Origin of the sequence: Micromonospora sp. DT31, assembly GCF_049841795.1 — a bacterium.
In the GTDB taxonomy this organism is placed as follows: Bacteria; Actinomycetota; Actinomycetes; order Mycobacteriales; family Micromonosporaceae; genus Micromonospora.
The window spans coordinates 24,340-38,772 of the sequence record NZ_JBNCKZ010000025.1; the positions used below are offsets into that span (position 1 = coordinate 24,340).

Consider the following 14,433-nt stretch of genomic DNA (forward strand, 5'->3'; position numbering starts at 1 on the left):
GAGCGGGTGCACACCGCAGCGGCACGACGATGCCGTAGCCGTGCTCCAGGAGGCGGTCAACCGGCTCGACCGAGAGAGCTTTCGAGTGACCGCAAAGGTGACGCGAGGGGATGGGCAGGAACTCAGTGACGTGGTTGAAGTGACGGACCAGTCAAGGAACTGGTGAGTCTTCACGGTGTCCGTGTTGGAGGACGGGGTGAAGGTCACCACGGAGACCCGTCAGATCCGGCAGGACGTCTACACCCGTTTCTCGAAAGACGGCGCGCTGGTCAAAGCCCAAGAGAGCAAGACCTGGGTGTACACCGATGTCACGCGGCACCCCAAGGGCAACGGGCTCATCGAGATGGATGTCCGTGCCCTGGTGAAGCCCTTGGACCACATCGTCCGGGCGGAGCGGGCCGGCGGCGGCAGCTTCCGGGGCGACTTCGACTTCGCAGCAGCCCATGGGCTGAAGGACGGGCCGCAGGACCGAGCCGTGGCGTTCGAGGCGACCGTCGACAGCCAGGGCCGCCTTACCCGCCTTACGTACCTCCGCGAGCCGGCCGGTGAGAGTCAGGGGGACCGGTCGGAACTGACCATCTCCGAGTATGGGACGAAGGTGAAGGTTGATGTCCCGCCGGCCGCCGAGATCACGCAGAACCCGCTGACCAGGTAGCGACCGCTGACGGGCAATCCCAGGCTCAACGTGACGGGCGTGCGGTGTCGTCGCAACGTCGGCACCGGCCTTTCCTCGTCTAAGGCTGGACGTCGTTGGAAAGGTTGATCCGGATCCCCGTGATGCGGTACCCGGCGCGACCGAAAGCGGCCGCCATAGGCGCGTTGCCCAGGTCGGTGGTGGCGGTGATGCGCGACTCCCCATTGACTGCGTGAAGGCGGGTGATCTCGGCGAGCACCTCGTCCACGTAACCGCGCCCGCGGAACTCCGGCACCACCCCGAGATAGCCGACGTTCACGTTGTAGGGCGTGGCGGAGGGAATCGCCATGCCCGCCACCTCGCCCTCGCGCGTGTAGGCGATCCGCCACCATTCCCGCTTGCCCGGCGCCCTGAGATAAAAGTCCATCTCTTCGCGCGCGGTCGCGTCCACGCCCTTGGCGGCCAGGTTCGCACGGGTCTGGGCATCCAGGCTGCCCTCGGCGATTCTCCTGAACACCGCGAGGAACTCCTCGTCGGAGGCCTCGGCGAACCGCAGCCTGCCGGCCGCGTGGGGTACCCCGTCGGCGGGTGCCCATTCGAACTGCAGCCGCTCCACCTCCCGGGTGAGGCCCGCCGCGTGCGCCGCCGCCCGCCGCCACTCCACCGCCGCCGAGGTGGCCGGATCGTCGCGCCAGCCACCGGGGACCTTGATCTCGTACTGCACCGGCTCCGGGAACCCGGCCAACGCGGCCCCGATCAGCTCGGCGGCGACGGCGGCACGGTCGCCAACGGCAGGATCCACGTCGAGGCAGTCGAGCGCGACCGGAAGCGGGCTGCCCTTCGGCCCCCACCACAACGCCCGTCCCACGACCCGGCCGTCGTGCTCGGCGATCCACGTCCATTCCGGCCGGTACATGCCCTCGGCCAGTTCGGCCAGGTAGCGGTCGGCGGGGATCCACCCAACGGGCTCGGTCACGATCCACGAGGTCACGCGGTCGAGGTCTGCGGGGGCGGTAGCGCGGTAGGAGATCACGTGCAGAGGCTAGTGCCCTGACCACGAACTCAGACGGTGTTGGTCAGGCTGCGCGGGTAGCGGGTGCCGCACGGCGTACCGGATCTGCCACCGTCACAGCCTGACCGCCACCGTGCTTTCGGCCCGGCATGCCAGATGGCGTGTCGTCCGACCTCGCCCACGTCGTGGGGCGCCGCGGCCAGGGCACGGAGAAGTAAGGTGAGCGGTGATTCTCGTCAGGAACCGGCGTTTCGGCCTGCTCTGGAGCAGCACGCTACTGTCCAGCCTGGGCAACTGGCTGATGATCGTCGCGGTGCCGGTCTACGTCTACACGATGACCGGGTCGACGCTCAGCAGTGGTTTCGCCTTCGTCGCGCAGACCCTGCCCGCGATCGTCTTCGCACCCCTGGCCGGGGTCCTGGCTGACCGATGGGACCGGCGGGCGGTCATGGTCGGGGCGGACCTGCTGCGCATGATCATCGTGCTGGCGCTGATCGTGGTCGACGACCCGGGCACGCTGTGGCTGCTCTACACGGCGATGTTCTTCGAGAGCGCGATCGGGCACTTCTTCCAGCCCGCGGCCCGGGCGGTGGTGCCCGCCATCGTCGGTCGGGGCGATGACCTGGAGGCGGCGAACGCCTGGAACACGGTTGCGGGCGGTATCGTCCGCCTCGCCGGCGGGCCCCTGGGCGGCGCGCTCTACGCCCTCTTGGGTTTCGACGGTCTGGTGCTGATCGATTCCGCGACCTACCTGCTCTCGGCCGTACTGATCTTCGCAATGGGGCGGGTGCGGGTGGCCGACAACGGACGCCAGCCGGACACGTCGTCCTGGCTGGCCACCTTCTGGGGGCAGGTCCGGGAGGGCCTGGCCTTCCTCTTCGGGCACTTCGTACTCCGCGCGACGCTCATCGTCTCCAGCCTCTTCCTGCTGGCCAACGCCGCTCTCAACGTGCTCCTGGTGCCGTATGTCATCGATGTCCTCGGTGGCGACGCCAGCGACGTGGGCGTCCTGATGGCGGCACTCGGCGGCGGGTTCCTGGCCAGCGCGTACGTCGGCAACGTGCTGTCCCGCAGTGGGCTCCTGCGGATGTCGTTCACCGGATGCCTGACGGGGATCACCCTCTGCTTCGCCGGGCTCTTCCTCATCCATCACTTCGTCGCCGCGCTGGTCTTCATCGCCCTGGCCGGTCTGCCCGGGGGCGCGCTGCTGATGCTGGTCCAGGTTCAGGTCCAACGCCAGACTCCGGACCGCCAACTCGGTCGGGTCGGATCCGCCTTCTCGGCCGCCGAGATGGCCGCGACCGTCGTCGGCGCCTCGGCGGGCAGCATCGCCGGACAACGACTGCCCCTCACCACCACCGTCTGGCTCGTGATCGGCGTGCTGGCGACCAGCGCGGTGCTCGCCGCCGTGCTCCTACCCACCCGACCCGGACCGGCGGCGGAGCCGGAGGCAGTGGCGACGGCGAGAACCGGTGACGATGGCTGCGCGGCATTCATTGATGGCGATTCGCGCAGAGTTGCGCTACCTACTCCGAAACTTTCGGCGCTGTGTGAATCGGGAAGCTCCCCTCCCGTTCGGTGATCTCGCTGGCAGCGAGGTTGTTGACGGATGACGTAGCACTTAGTAGCCTCAGCGCACAACATCATGATATGCAAATGTCTCGATAAGTTTCGGAGGCGACGAACTCGCCGACGACGGGACGGCGGGTGACTCGTCGATGAGGCCACCCGTCGGCTTTCGTCTGCGCGTCCCCGCTAATGAGAGCCCGTCGCCCTGATTCGCCGCGGTCACCCGACCACCGCCGCTCACGATCACCGATGGAGGGCCGTTGAAACGCGTCCGGACCACCGCAGCCGTCATCGCAGCCGCCGCGCTCCTCCTTGCCGGCTGTGGCGGATCAGATGGCAAGTCCGACTCGAAGACCTTCGAGTTCTGGTCGTTCGCCAACATCAACCAGAAGGCCGACGTCGACGTCTACACCAAGGCGCACCCCGATGTGCGCGTCAAGCTCACCGAGGTGGGCAGCACGACCGAGACCGCGCAGGCGCTCACCGCCGCGCTGGCCGGTGGCAAGGTGCCCGACCTGGTGTTGATCCAGGCCGACGACCTGCCGAAGTTCATGCAGTCTCCGGACAACTTCGTCGACCTCACCACGCTGGGAGCGGGCGACATCAAGGGCAACTACCTCGACTGGGTGATGGCGCAGTCGACGACCAAGGACGGCAAGATCATCGGTGTGCCGACCGACGTCGGCGGCCTGGCGGTCGCCTACCGTACCGATCTGTTCAAGGCAGCCGGCCTGCCCACCGACCGGGACGAGGTCTCCAAGCTCTGGCCGACGTGGGACGAGTTCATCAACGTCGGCCAGAAGTACACCCAGAAGACCGGCAGACCGTTCGTGGACAACACGCCGACAAGCGTTTTCTTCCAGGCGGTGAACCAGGGCAGCCAGCGCTACTACAGCGCCGACCGCGAGCTGGACTACGACAACGAACAGGTGAAGGCGGCGTTCGACGTGACGCTGAAGGCCTTCACCGCGGGCATTTCCGCGAAACAGGGGTCGTTCTCGTCGGGCTGGAGCGCGGCCATGAAGAAGGGCGACTACGCGGTGGTGTGCTCACCGTCCTGGATGCTCAGCCAGATGAAGACGAACGCTCCCGAAACAAGCGGTAAGTGGGACATCGCCACCATTCCCGGTGGCTCGGGGAACTGGGGCGGCAGCTTCCTCGCCATCCCCAAGCGCGCCAAGAACGCGAAGGCGGCGTGGAACTACATCTCCGAGATGCAATCGCCGAAGGGGCAGCTGGACCACTTCCTGATGCAGGGATCACTGCCCACCACGCCGTCGGTCTACACGGACCCGCAGCTGGTCGGTAAGACCGACCCGTTCTTCAGCAACGCGCCGATCGGCAAGATCTACACCCAGTCGGTGGTGGGGATCAAGCCCTTCTACTTCGGTCCGCAGGACGGCCCCGTCGGCACCGAGTTCCTCAACACGCTCACCAGCGTCGAGCAGGGAAAGGTGGACCCGGCCAACGCCTGGAACACCGCGCTGACAAACGTCAAGAACGCCGTACGCGAATGACGGAGGGCTGATGTGCGGCAGCCGGGTACCGCCCGGCTGTCGCACATCGGGAAGGTGACGCTTTGACCACCATGCTCACCCCGGCCACGGTCGCACCTGACGCGCGGAAGCCCGATCGCAGGCGGCGGATCCGGCAGGGCGTACGGGAGTTCCTGGCGCCGTACGCGTACATCTCGCCGTTCTTCGTGCTCTTCCTGATCTTCGGTCTCTTCCCGTTGCTGTTCACCTTCTACATCTCCCTGTTCGACTGGGACCCCATCGGCGAGCACCGCTTCGTGGGGCTGGACAACTTCTCCGAACTCCTGCACGACCCGCGCTTCTGGGGGGCGCTGCGGAACACGTTCAGCATCTGGGTGATGTCGACGGTGCCGCAGTTGCTCCTGGCCCTCGGCCTGGCGCACCTGCTCAACCACGCGCGGCTGCGGTTGGCCGGGTTGTTCCGGATGTCGGTGCTCGTTCCCTACGTCACCTCGGTGGCGGCCACGACCATCGTCTTCGCCCAGATGTTCGACCGGGACTACGGCATGATCAACTGGTTCCTCGGGCTGCTGGGCTTCGACCACATCGACTTCACGGCGTCGCTGTGGGGCAGCCACATCATGATCGCCACGATGATCGCCTGGCGCTGGACCGGATACAACACACTGCTGTACCTCGCCGCGCTGCAGGCGATTCCCCGGGAACTGTACGAGGCCGCCGCTGCCGACGGTGCGGGCGGCTGGAAACAGTTCCTGCACATCAGCATCCCCTCGCTACGGCCGATCATCACGTTCACCGTCGTGACGTCGACCATCGGCGGGCTGCAGGTCTTCACCGAGCCGCTGCTGGCCAACCCGGTGGGCGGACTCACGTGCGGGGCGGCACGGCAGTGCCAGACCGTCACCCTCTACCTCTACGAGCAGTCCTTCGGGCAGTTCCACTTCGGCTACGGCGCGGCGGTCGGCGTCGCGCTCTTCGTCATCGTGGTGGCCTTCTCCGGACTGAACTATCTGCTGGCCAGCCGCATCCGTTCGGAGCGCCCATGAAGCCCGTACCCCCGACCACCGCGCCCAGGCGGGCCAGGCGGCGTCAGGCCAACCGCGTCCCGATCCCGGTGTACGCGCTGCTCACCCTCATGTCGCTCGTCAGTGTCTTTCCGCTCTACTGGATGTTCGTGGTGGCGACGACGGATTCCGCCACCGCCACGACTCTCCCCCCGACGCTCACACCCGGCGGCAACTTCCTGCACCTGGCGGAGCTGGTCTTCACCATCGTGCCGTTCGTGCAGTCCCTGCTCAACAGCCTCATCGTCGCCACCACGATCGCCGTAGGCCAGGCGGTGCTCTGCGCGTTGGCCGGCTTCGCCTTCGCCAAGCTGTCCTTCCCCGGCCGCAACACGCTGTTCCTCATCGTCGTGCTGACCATGACGGTGCCGGCGCAGTTGGCCGTGGTACCGCAGTACCTGATCATCTCCCGGTTGAACTGGGTGGACAGCCTTCAGGCGGTGATCGTTCCCGGCCTGGTCAGCGCGTTCGGCATCTTCTGGATGCGACAGCACATCGGCAGCACCATCGATGACGAGCTGATGCAGGCGGCGCGCGTGGACGGCGCGACCACCTGGCAGATCTTCTGGCGAATAGCCTTCCCGCTGGTCCGTCCGGCGGCGTACGTACTGGGGCTGTTCACGTTCGTCTACGCGTGGAACGACTTCCTGTGGCCGTTCATCGTGTTGAAGTCGCCGGAGAACTACACCGTCCAGATCGCCATCAAGGCACTGCAGCAGAACCGGGACATCGATCTGGGCCTGGCCATGTCCGGCTCCTTCCTGGCCACGATTCCGCTGCTGGTGTTGTTCGTCTTCGTCGGGCGCCGTCTGGTGCAGGGGATCATGGAAGGCGCGTTCAAGGGGTGAGGTTCCGTGCCGGTCCGTCATCCGGCCGGCCGGTAGTCGAACCAGTCGAACCCGGCCGTTCCCTCGGTGACATACATGCCGATGACGCGCCCGGTGAACCCGGAGGCGACCTCGGTGGACAGGTAGCGCCCGTCGAGCTCCGCCAGGTACGACCAGCCGTCCGCGGTCTCGACCTCGAACCTGATCGTGTCGCTGCCGGCAGCCGTGACACCCACGAGGCTCGCCTGTGCGAGATCGTCGGACGAGGTGACAGTCGGGGGCAACACGTCGGTGGTCCGGATGCTCAGTGCCACGGTCACCGCCCCCGCCGGCACGGGACACTCCCCGAACACCTGCCGAAACGGCCCGACCCGGCCGATGACCCGGGCCTGTCCCCGCGCGAGTTCCAGGTCGTAGTGATGGGCCTCGTCGATCCTGATCGTCAGGCCGGACCGGCCGGAGCCGGGATCGATGCGGGCGCTGACCCGGCAGTCGTGGTGCTGCTGGCGGCGGCCGACGATGGTGGCACCACTGCGGTCGAGGCTGTCGCCGGTCGCGTGCAGGGTCAGCCAGCCCGGCCGGTCGGTCAACGACCAGGCCGAGGCAGGCCGGCTACGGGGAGAGATCCACTGTGCGCCCAGCCGCTCGTCGTCGAAGTCGTCCCGGTCGGCCCACCGGCTCATTCCCGCCGAGCCGGTCCCGCACGACACAGGATCGACCACCGGCCATCCGTCGACCCAGCGCACCGGCACCAGGAACGTCTCCCGCCCCAGCACGTGGTAGGGCGGCCACTGGCCCCTGGGCCGGATGCCCAGCAGAACCATCCACCAGCTGCCGTCAGCGGCCTCGACCATGTCGGCATGCCCGGTCGCCTGCACCGGCCGGTCGGTGCCGCGATGCGTCAGGATCGGATTGGCCGGCCCGGGCTGGAACGGCCCGCGCGGCGAGCGCGCGCGGGCGACGCTCACCGCGTGGCCGGTGTGGGTACCACCCTCCGAGACGAGCAGGTACCACCAGTCGCCGACCCGGTACAGATGCGGCGCCTCGGGGTACTGGCCGCCCGTTCCCGACCACATCGGCACCGGTCCTTCGAAGACCTCTCCCGTACGTGGGTCGATCCGGTACGACTCGACCCCGGACACCGTCATCCAGCAGGTGCCGTCGTCGTCCCACGCCAGCGACGGGTCCACGTGGGGCAGGTCCAGATGGACCGGATCCGACCACGGACCGGCGGGATCGGTCGCCGTCACGATCAGGTGCCCGCCGAGCGTGACGTTCGTCGTGACGACCCAGAACCGGTTGTCGTGGTAGCGGATCGTGGGCGCGTAGATGCCCCGCGAAGCCGGCGTGTCGGCGGGCAACCGGAGCTGACCGGCGCGGTCGAGCACGTTGCCGATCTGGCGCCAGCCGAACAGGTCACGACTGTGAAAGATCGGGACACCGGGCGAGTACTCGAAACTGGAGCACACGAGGTAGTAGGCGTCACCCGCGCGGCAGATGCTCGGATCGGGCCAGAAGCCCGGGAGAATCGGGTTGCGGTAGCTGGAGGACTCACCGTACGCAGGCTCCGGTTCCATTTCCGCTCCTTCTCGTCCGGGTACGACGCCGGCATGAGTGTCGATGTCGCGAACCGCCTCGGGCAAGCCGCGAGCGGGAGATCCGGGTGCTTCGATCTCCGCGTACAGTGCGGTCAAGCGTGACAACGGAACCACTCGTCCAGGAGGGTTTCCCGGATGGCATCCGTATTCCATGTGGCGACCAGCGGTTCGGATCGCGCCGACGGCCGCGCCGAGCGGCCCTTCCGGACGATCAACCGGGCGGCCGGCGTCGCGCAGCCCGGTGACACGGTGGTGGTGCACGCGGGGGAGTACCGCGAGTGGGTGAGGCCACGCCATGGCGGTCTCAGCGACTCCCGCCGCATCACCTACGAGGCGGCGCCCGGCGAGCACGTGGTGATCAAGGGATCGGAACGCGTCACGGGCTGGGAGCCGCTCGGCGGGACGGTTTGGCGGGCGGTCGTCGACAACTCGCTGTTCGGCTCGTTCAACCCGTTCTCCGAGGAGGTGGCAGGCGACTGGATCGTCTACCGCACGGGCGCGCCACGCAGGCATCTCGGCGACGTCTACCTGAACGGCTTGAGCTTCTTCGAGGTGGCGAGCCGGGCGGAGGTCGACGATCCGCCCCGGCGCACCGAGGTCGTCGACGACTGGACCAGGGTGACCCATCCGGTCGGCGATCCCGATCAGACCCGGCTCGTCTGGTACGCCGAGGTCGGTGAGCAGACGACGATCTGGGCCAACTTCCAGGGCGCCGACCCGAACACGGAACTGGTCGAGATCAACGTACGCCGCAGCGTCTTCTACCCCGAACAGCCACACCTGGACTACATCACGGTCCGTGGCTTCGAGCTGGCGCACGCGGCCAGCCCGTGGGCACCGCCGACCGCCGATCAGCCGGGCCTGATCGGACCCGGCTGGGCGAAGGGGTGGGTCATCGAGGACAACCTGATCCACGACGCCAAGTGCGCGGCGATCTCGATCGGGAAGGAGGGGTCGACCGGGCAGAACCACTCGGCTCTCCGCGGCGACAAGCCGGGCTACCAGTACCAGCTGGAGGCGGTCTTCGCGGCCCGCCAGATCGGGTGGGACCGGGAGCACATCGGCTCGCACGTGATCCGCCGCAACACGATCCACGACTGCGGCCAGAACGCGATAGTGGGCCACCTCGGATGTGCGTTCTCCACGATCGAGGACAACCACATCTACGGCATCGGGGTGAAGCGTGAGTTCTACGGCTACGAGATCGCCGGCATCAAGCTGCACGCCGCCATCGACGTGGTGATCAGGCACAACCGGATCCACGGTTGCTCGCTCGGCACCTGGCTGGACTGGCAGGCGCAGGGCACCCGGCTCTCCCGAAACGTCTACCACCACAACTGCCGGGACCTCTTCGTCGAGGTCAGCCATGGCCCCTACCTGGTCGAGCACAACATCTTCGGCTCGCCCGCCTCGCTGGAGTTGTTCAGCCAGGGAGGCGCCTTCGTCTGCAACCTGATCTGCGGCACCCTGCGGCTGGAGCCGGTGCTGGACCGCGCTACGCCGTACCACCGGCCGCACAGCACGCAGGTCGCCGGGTACGCGGTGATCTACGGTGGCGACGACAGGTACGTGGGGAATCTGTTCGTGGGCGGCGACCCGGGCACGGCCTACGGCGCGGGCGCGGAGGGCGAGGGGCCGGCGCTGGCCGGCACCGCCGGATACGACGGCCATCCCGCGTCGTTCGAGGAGTACCTGGCCCGCCTCGCCGACCAGCCGCCCAGCGACCAGCAGAAGTACCTCGACGTGAAACAACCGGTGTACGCCCGCGTGAACGCCTACGCCGCGGGCGCCCGGCCGTTCGAGGGTGAACGTGAGCCACGGGTACTGGGCGCCGCGAGGGCGACAGTCGTCGACGACGGCGACGGGGTCTGGCTCGTCACCGAACTCCCCGAAGCGTTCGACGAGTCCCGCATCGGTGTGGTCACCGGCCGGGACCTGGAACGGGTCCGGTGCGCCGACGCGGAGTTCGAGGAGGCTGACGGCGGCCCCGCCGTCATGGACGTCGACCTCATGGGCGAGCCACGGCAACCTGGACGAGACGGCGCTGTCGGCCCGATCGAGGGCCTTCGGTCCGGGGCACGCCGTACGCGCCTCTTCTGACGACGTACCCGGCCGGGTCCTGCGGTCACGGGTGCGGCCTGGGCGGTGGACGTTCTGCCGGAGCGGATCGTCGGCGCCTCACCATGCCGCAGCCGACACATGACGGTCGATGCTGTCGACCATGGCGACAAGGACACCGAGTCGTGCCCTAATGTCAGCTGAGGAAACCGGTGATGAGGGTGGCGATTTCCTGGGGGCGTTCGGCGACCATCGCGTGACTGGCGCCGGCGAGGTGCAAGACCTGCAGTGCCGGGTTGTGCAGGCAGGCGAGACGCTCGGCGTTGGCGCGGCGGTAGGCGGCGTACAGCTCGTGGAACGCCTGCTGTTCGGGCAGATCCTCGGTCGCCAGTACGAGCAGCAAGGGGCACCGGATGTCCCGGTAGGCGGGGATGAGATCAAGGGATTCCATGGCTTCGCGCAGCTGCCCGGTCAGCTCCGGACCGGGGCGCAGCCGGCTACGGCCGTCGTCGCAGGGCACCAGATTGCGCTCGAAGGCCGCCACCCAGTCTTCCGGCGCGGCTCCGTACCGTTGGGCCAGCGCACGCTGTCCAGCCAGCGCTGCTGCCACCTGATCGGCGCCGAGCGGTTCGGCGATCATCGCCGCCATGCCATCGAAGACGGCCCGCAGCTTGGCGAGTTCCGTCGCTGCCTGCTTCGGATCCATCCCGGCGAGCTGCTCCGGGCGGCCCAGTGTCGGGTTCCCGTCGAGGCTGACGGCGCCGGGGCACTCAGGGTGGCGCTGCGCCCAGAGCGTGGCCACCATCCCGCCGAGGGACACCCCGACCACGGCGGGAGAGGCCAGGGCCAGGTCGTCGGCGACCGCGGCCAGGTCGGCCAGCACCTCGTCCCAGCGCCACTCACCGTCTCCGGATCGCCCATGCCCTCGTAGGTCGACGGTGACCACCCGGTGGGCCGGCCGCAGGTGTTCGGCCAGCGCCGTCATCTGGGCGAGATTGCCGCCGGCGCCGTGCAGAAGCAGCAGCGGGCGCCCGGATCCGCCGAAGTCGCGGACGGCGATTGGCGTCTTCCCGGAGCTGATGACGGTCTCACGCATGTCTGGTCCTCTCCTGTCGCAGTCGGTCACGGACGGAGGCGCAGAGCACGCCCCGCTCGGGGTGACGGGCCAGCTTGCCGCGGGAGACCAGGTCGTGCACTCCCTGCCGGGTGATGCCCAGCATGGCGCCGGCCACCGCGTATGACACCGACTCGGCGGTCGGGTGACCCACTCGCCGCGCAACCACCTGGCCGAGCGGGCTTCGCCACCAGTCGAGGGGAGGCTCGAACGGGCCATCCCCCGGGTACAGGGTGGAGACCACCCGGATGATGGCTCCCATCGCCGCTCGGTCGTCGTTGCCGAGCAACGTGGTGGCCCAGGATGCTGCCCGCTCGTGGACGATGGCGCGCAGTGAGGCGACACGCTCGTGGCCGTCGAGCAGGATCTCGAGGGGGTCGAGCAGGCGGATGTCGATCAATCCGGCGAGTTGTTCGACGAGGTCCCCATGGCTCGGTGGCATGCCGCCTCCTCCATTACTTGACGATCACTGTCAAGTACTTGACGCTACCTGTCAAGGGGGAGTTGCCGGATCGGCGCGACGCTGCGGCTGCTCTCTGCTGTGTGCCGATCGGATCCGATGGTGCAGTGGAACGGCTCAGCCGTGGCAGCTGTCCCTGGGCGTCCGATCACAACATCCCGTTGCGCGGCGAACGCAACCGAGGGGCACCACCGGCGGCGCGGGCGTGCGGTCACGGTGCCGGCTGTGGCGCCGCGGCCGACCCGCGCTTGGCCCGCTGGATCTGCTCGTAGACGTGGGTCCGCAGTTCGGTGAACCGGGGCAGGGCCCGGGTGGTGAGCTGATCGCGTTCCTGCGGGAGGTCGATCACCAGGTCCTGCTGGACCCGGGTCGGTGAGTTGGACAGGACGAGCACGCGTTGGCCCAGATACACCGATTCGTCGATGTCGTGCGTCACGAAGACAGTGGAGATCCCGCGGGTCAGGTGCAGTTCGCGTACGAGGTCCTCCAGATCTGCGCGGGTCTGCGCGTCCACAGCGGCGAACGGCTCGTCCATGATCAGCACGTCGGGCTGGTAGGCGATGGCCCGCGCGATCGCCACCCGTTGCTGCATCCCGCCGGAGAGCTGCCAGGGATGGCTGCGCGCCGACTGCGGCAGCCCGACCGCGTCGAGGGCGTCGGCGACCGTCCGGGCGCGTTCGGCGCGGGAGAGCTTCTTGTGGCGAAGCGGGAGCTCCACATTGCCGCGGACGGTCAGCCACGGGTAGAGGCTGCGGCCGTACTCCTGGAAGACCACTGCCATCGCCGGGCTCGGCCCCGTCACCGGCGAGCCCTCCATCTCGACGAGGCCGCTTGTGGGCCGGAGCAGCCCGGCGAGGCATTTCAGGAGCGTGGTCTTCCCGCAGCCCGAGGGACCGACGACGCACAGCAGTTCGCCGGGATCCATCGTGAAGCTGAGATCCCCGATTGCCTCGACCTCGCCCCGGCCGGAGGTGTAGACCTTCCGCAGGTGTTCGACCCTCAGCAGGGGGATCCCGTCAGGCACGGGTGGCCTCCTTCATTCCGTGGTACCAGCGCAGGACGCGACGTTCGACGGCACCGAAGGCCACGGCGAGGAAGACGCCGATGAGGCCGAGCAGGAGGATGCCGCTCCACATCTCGGCGATGAGGTAGTTCCGTTGGAAGTAGGCGATCCGGTATCCGAGGCCGGCTGAGGACGCGAACATCTCTGAGATGACCATGAGGATGAGGGCCACCGAGAGTGCCTGCCGGACGCCGGTCATGATGCGCGGACTCGCCGCCGGGAGGATCAGCAGCCACAGCCGGTCCCACCGGGAGACCCGGAACGAGGAGGCGGTCTCCAGCATGACGCTGTCGGTCGCCCGGACGCCTTCGATCGTGTTCAGCAGGATCGGCCAGAACGCGCCGGACACGATGACCACGACCTTCATGGTGTCGGTGATGCCGAGCAGGAGCATCGCGACCGGAATCAGCACGGGCGGCGGAATCGCGCGGAAGAACTCCAGCAGCGGTTCGAGGATCTCGCGCAGCGGGCGGAACCGGCCGATGACGACGCCGGCGGCGACGCCGAGCAGGATCGAGGCGAACAGGCCGGCCAGCAGCCGGTACACGCTCGGCAGCACGTCGTCGACGAACGCCGGGCCGATCCAGGTCCGCCGGAACGCGTCGAGGAGCGCGCGGGGGCCGACGAGGAAGCGGTTCGTCGACCGGGTGGACCAGACGGCCCACAGCCCCACGGTCAGGACGGGAAGCCCGACCGCGAACAGGACGTTCTCGGCGACCCGGACACCGAGGCCGCGCGGCCCGGTCCGGCCCGAGCCGAGGGCGGTCATCGGGCTGCCTCGTCCGCGAGCACCGACTGGTGCCAGGCCAACGAGCGGCGTTCGACGAAGCGGAACACGACGTTGACCAGCAGGCCGAGGACCCCGGTGACCACGACCAGGCCGTACAGGCCGACCGCGTCCCCGGCGGAGCGGGACAGCTCGATCATGCGCCCGAGGCCGGGGTTGCCGATCACCATCTCGGCGGTGACGGCCAGGATGAGCGCGACCGCCGCGCCGAGGCGCAGGCCGGTCATCAGGTACGGCAGAGCGGTCGGGAGGACGAGGTAGCGCAGCCGCTCGGCGCGGGTGAGGCCGAAACTCCGCGCGGTGTCCCGGGCGACGGTGTCGACGTCGGCGACGCCGTAGATCACCTGCACGAACACCTGCCAGAACGCCGCGTAGACGATGATGACGAGCGCGGCGCGCATCTGCAGGCCGAACATCAGGACGGCGAGCGGGATCAGCGCGACCGACGGCACCGGTCGCAGGAACTCGACCGTCGTGTGCGTCGCGCGACGCAGGAACGGCACCAACCCGACCACCGTCCCCAGTGCGACCGCCGCGAGCGTCGCCACCGTCAGACCGATCGCCCACGACGTCATGGTGAGCCGGACCCGCCGCCAGAACGCCAGATCGCGGACCTCCTGGGCCAATCGTCCGAAGACGTCCGTGGCGTACGGCAGGTAGTGCGGGTCGGCCAGTCCCAGTGTCGGGATCAGTTGCCAGACGACGAGGAATCCCAGCAGGCCGACGGCGCCCAGCAGAACCTTGCGCATCG

13 protein-coding genes are annotated in these 14,433 nt (G+C 68.4%); 6 read left to right on the forward strand and 7 right to left on the reverse strand.

Going from position 1 to position 14,433, the window contains the following annotated elements:
* The first annotated feature begins 196 nt into the window (after positions 1 to 196).
* Entirely contained in the window at positions 197 to 655 is a 459-nt protein-coding gene (locus ACLQ2X_RS26400; RefSeq protein WP_425683785.1) for a hypothetical protein, read from the forward strand.
* A gap of 79 nt (positions 656 to 734) precedes the next feature.
* Here ACLQ2X_RS26400 and ACLQ2X_RS26405 read toward each other — a convergent pair whose 3' ends face one another.
* Positions 735 to 1,667 (reverse strand): GNAT family N-acetyltransferase, encoded by a 933-nt coding sequence (locus ACLQ2X_RS26405; RefSeq protein WP_425683786.1) that lies wholly within the window; start codon positions 1,665 to 1,667, stop codon positions 735 to 737.
* Between the two features lie 205 nt (positions 1,668 to 1,872).
* Between ACLQ2X_RS26405 and ACLQ2X_RS26410 the strand changes: the two genes are divergently transcribed.
* The 4 genes from ACLQ2X_RS26410 to ACLQ2X_RS26425 all read left to right on the forward strand — a co-directional run bounded on the left by ACLQ2X_RS26410 (position 1,873) and on the right by ACLQ2X_RS26425 (position 6,623).
* The gene (locus ACLQ2X_RS26410; RefSeq protein ID WP_425683787.1) at positions 1,873 to 3,228 is read left to right on the forward strand and encodes an MFS transporter; all 1,356 of its coding nucleotides are present in this window, start codon (positions 1,873 to 1,875) and stop codon (positions 3,226 to 3,228) included.
* A 247-nt stretch (positions 3,229 to 3,475) separates the two neighbouring features.
* The gene (locus ACLQ2X_RS26415; protein WP_425683788.1) at positions 3,476 to 4,732 is read left to right on the forward strand and encodes an ABC transporter substrate-binding protein; all 1,257 of its coding nucleotides are present in this window, start codon (positions 3,476 to 3,478) and stop codon (positions 4,730 to 4,732) included.
* 71 nt (positions 4,733 to 4,803) lie between these two features.
* Complete coding sequence (locus ACLQ2X_RS26420; RefSeq protein WP_425683812.1) at positions 4,804 to 5,757, forward strand: carbohydrate ABC transporter permease; 954 nt, start codon at positions 4,804 to 4,806, stop codon at positions 5,755 to 5,757.
* Complete coding sequence (locus ACLQ2X_RS26425; protein ID WP_425683789.1) at positions 5,754 to 6,623, forward strand: carbohydrate ABC transporter permease; 870 nt, start codon at positions 5,754 to 5,756, stop codon at positions 6,621 to 6,623. The genes ACLQ2X_RS26420 and ACLQ2X_RS26425 overlap by 4 nt, the downstream gene beginning before the upstream one ends.
* A gap of 17 nt (positions 6,624 to 6,640) precedes the next feature.
* Here the strand turns inward: ACLQ2X_RS26425 and ACLQ2X_RS26430 are convergent, their stop codons facing one another.
* On the reverse strand, positions 6,641 to 8,179 hold the full coding sequence (locus ACLQ2X_RS26430) for a glycoside hydrolase family 43 protein (protein WP_425683790.1): 1,539 nt from the start codon (positions 8,177 to 8,179) through the stop codon (positions 6,641 to 6,643).
* A gap of 156 nt (positions 8,180 to 8,335) precedes the next feature.
* Here ACLQ2X_RS26430 and ACLQ2X_RS26435 point away from each other — a divergent pair, with 156 nt between their 5' ends.
* Positions 8,336 to 10,300: a right-handed parallel beta-helix repeat-containing protein gene (locus tag ACLQ2X_RS26435; protein WP_425683791.1), complete on the forward strand. Its 1,965-nt coding sequence runs from the start codon at positions 8,336 to 8,338 to the stop codon at positions 10,298 to 10,300.
* A gap of 154 nt (positions 10,301 to 10,454) precedes the next feature.
* On the opposite strand, the gene ACLQ2X_RS26440 is transcribed toward ACLQ2X_RS26435, so the two are convergent.
* The 5 genes from ACLQ2X_RS26440 to ACLQ2X_RS26460 all read right to left on the reverse strand — a co-directional run bounded on the left by ACLQ2X_RS26440 (position 10,455) and on the right by ACLQ2X_RS26460 (position 14,431).
* The gene (locus ACLQ2X_RS26440) at positions 10,455 to 11,354 is read right to left on the reverse strand and encodes an alpha/beta fold hydrolase (protein WP_425683792.1); all 900 of its coding nucleotides are present in this window, start codon (positions 11,352 to 11,354) and stop codon (positions 10,455 to 10,457) included.
* Positions 11,347 to 11,814, reverse strand: a complete 468-nt coding sequence (locus tag ACLQ2X_RS26445) for a hypothetical protein (protein ID WP_425683793.1) — start codon at positions 11,812 to 11,814, stop codon at positions 11,347 to 11,349. Before ACLQ2X_RS26445 ends, ACLQ2X_RS26440 begins: the two co-directional genes overlap by 8 nt.
* A gap of 229 nt (positions 11,815 to 12,043) precedes the next feature.
* Positions 12,044 to 12,856: an ABC transporter ATP-binding protein gene (locus tag ACLQ2X_RS26450; protein ID WP_425683794.1), complete on the reverse strand. Its 813-nt coding sequence runs from the start codon at positions 12,854 to 12,856 to the stop codon at positions 12,044 to 12,046.
* A complete protein-coding gene (locus ACLQ2X_RS26455; RefSeq protein ID WP_425683795.1) occupies positions 12,849 to 13,664 on the reverse strand; it encodes an ABC transporter permease in 816 nt (271 codons plus the stop codon). The genes ACLQ2X_RS26450 and ACLQ2X_RS26455 overlap by 8 nt, the downstream gene beginning before the upstream one ends.
* Entirely contained in the window at positions 13,661 to 14,431 is a 771-nt protein-coding gene (locus ACLQ2X_RS26460; RefSeq protein WP_425683796.1) for an ABC transporter permease, read from the reverse strand. Before ACLQ2X_RS26460 ends, ACLQ2X_RS26455 begins: the two co-directional genes overlap by 4 nt.
* Between the last annotated feature and the right edge of the window lie 2 nt (positions 14,432 to 14,433).

Coding starts and splice junctions, on each gene's coding strand:
- ACLQ2X_RS26420 (WP_425683812.1), top strand. CDS start 4,804: ATGCTCACCCCGGCCACGGTCGCACCTGACGCGCGGAAGCCCGATCGC.
- ACLQ2X_RS26425 (WP_425683789.1), top strand. CDS start 5,754: ATGAAGCCCGTACCCCCGACCACCGCGCCCAGGCGGGCCAGGCGGCGT.
- ACLQ2X_RS26430 (WP_425683790.1), bottom strand. CDS start 8,179: ATGGAACCGGAGCCTGCGTACGGTGAGTCCTCCAGCTACCGCAACCCG.
- ACLQ2X_RS26435 (WP_425683791.1), top strand. CDS start 8,336: ATGGCATCCGTATTCCATGTGGCGACCAGCGGTTCGGATCGCGCCGAC.
- ACLQ2X_RS26440 (WP_425683792.1), bottom strand. CDS start 11,354: ATGCGTGAGACCGTCATCAGCTCCGGGAAGACGCCAATCGCCGTCCGC.
- ACLQ2X_RS26445 (WP_425683793.1), bottom strand. CDS start 11,814: ATGCCACCGAGCCATGGGGACCTCGTCGAACAACTCGCCGGATTGATC.
- ACLQ2X_RS26455 (WP_425683795.1), bottom strand. CDS start 13,664: ATGACCGCCCTCGGCTCGGGCCGGACCGGGCCGCGCGGCCTCGGTGTC.
- ACLQ2X_RS26460 (WP_425683796.1), bottom strand. CDS start 14,431: ATGCGCAAGGTTCTGCTGGGCGCCGTCGGCCTGCTGGGATTCCTCGTC.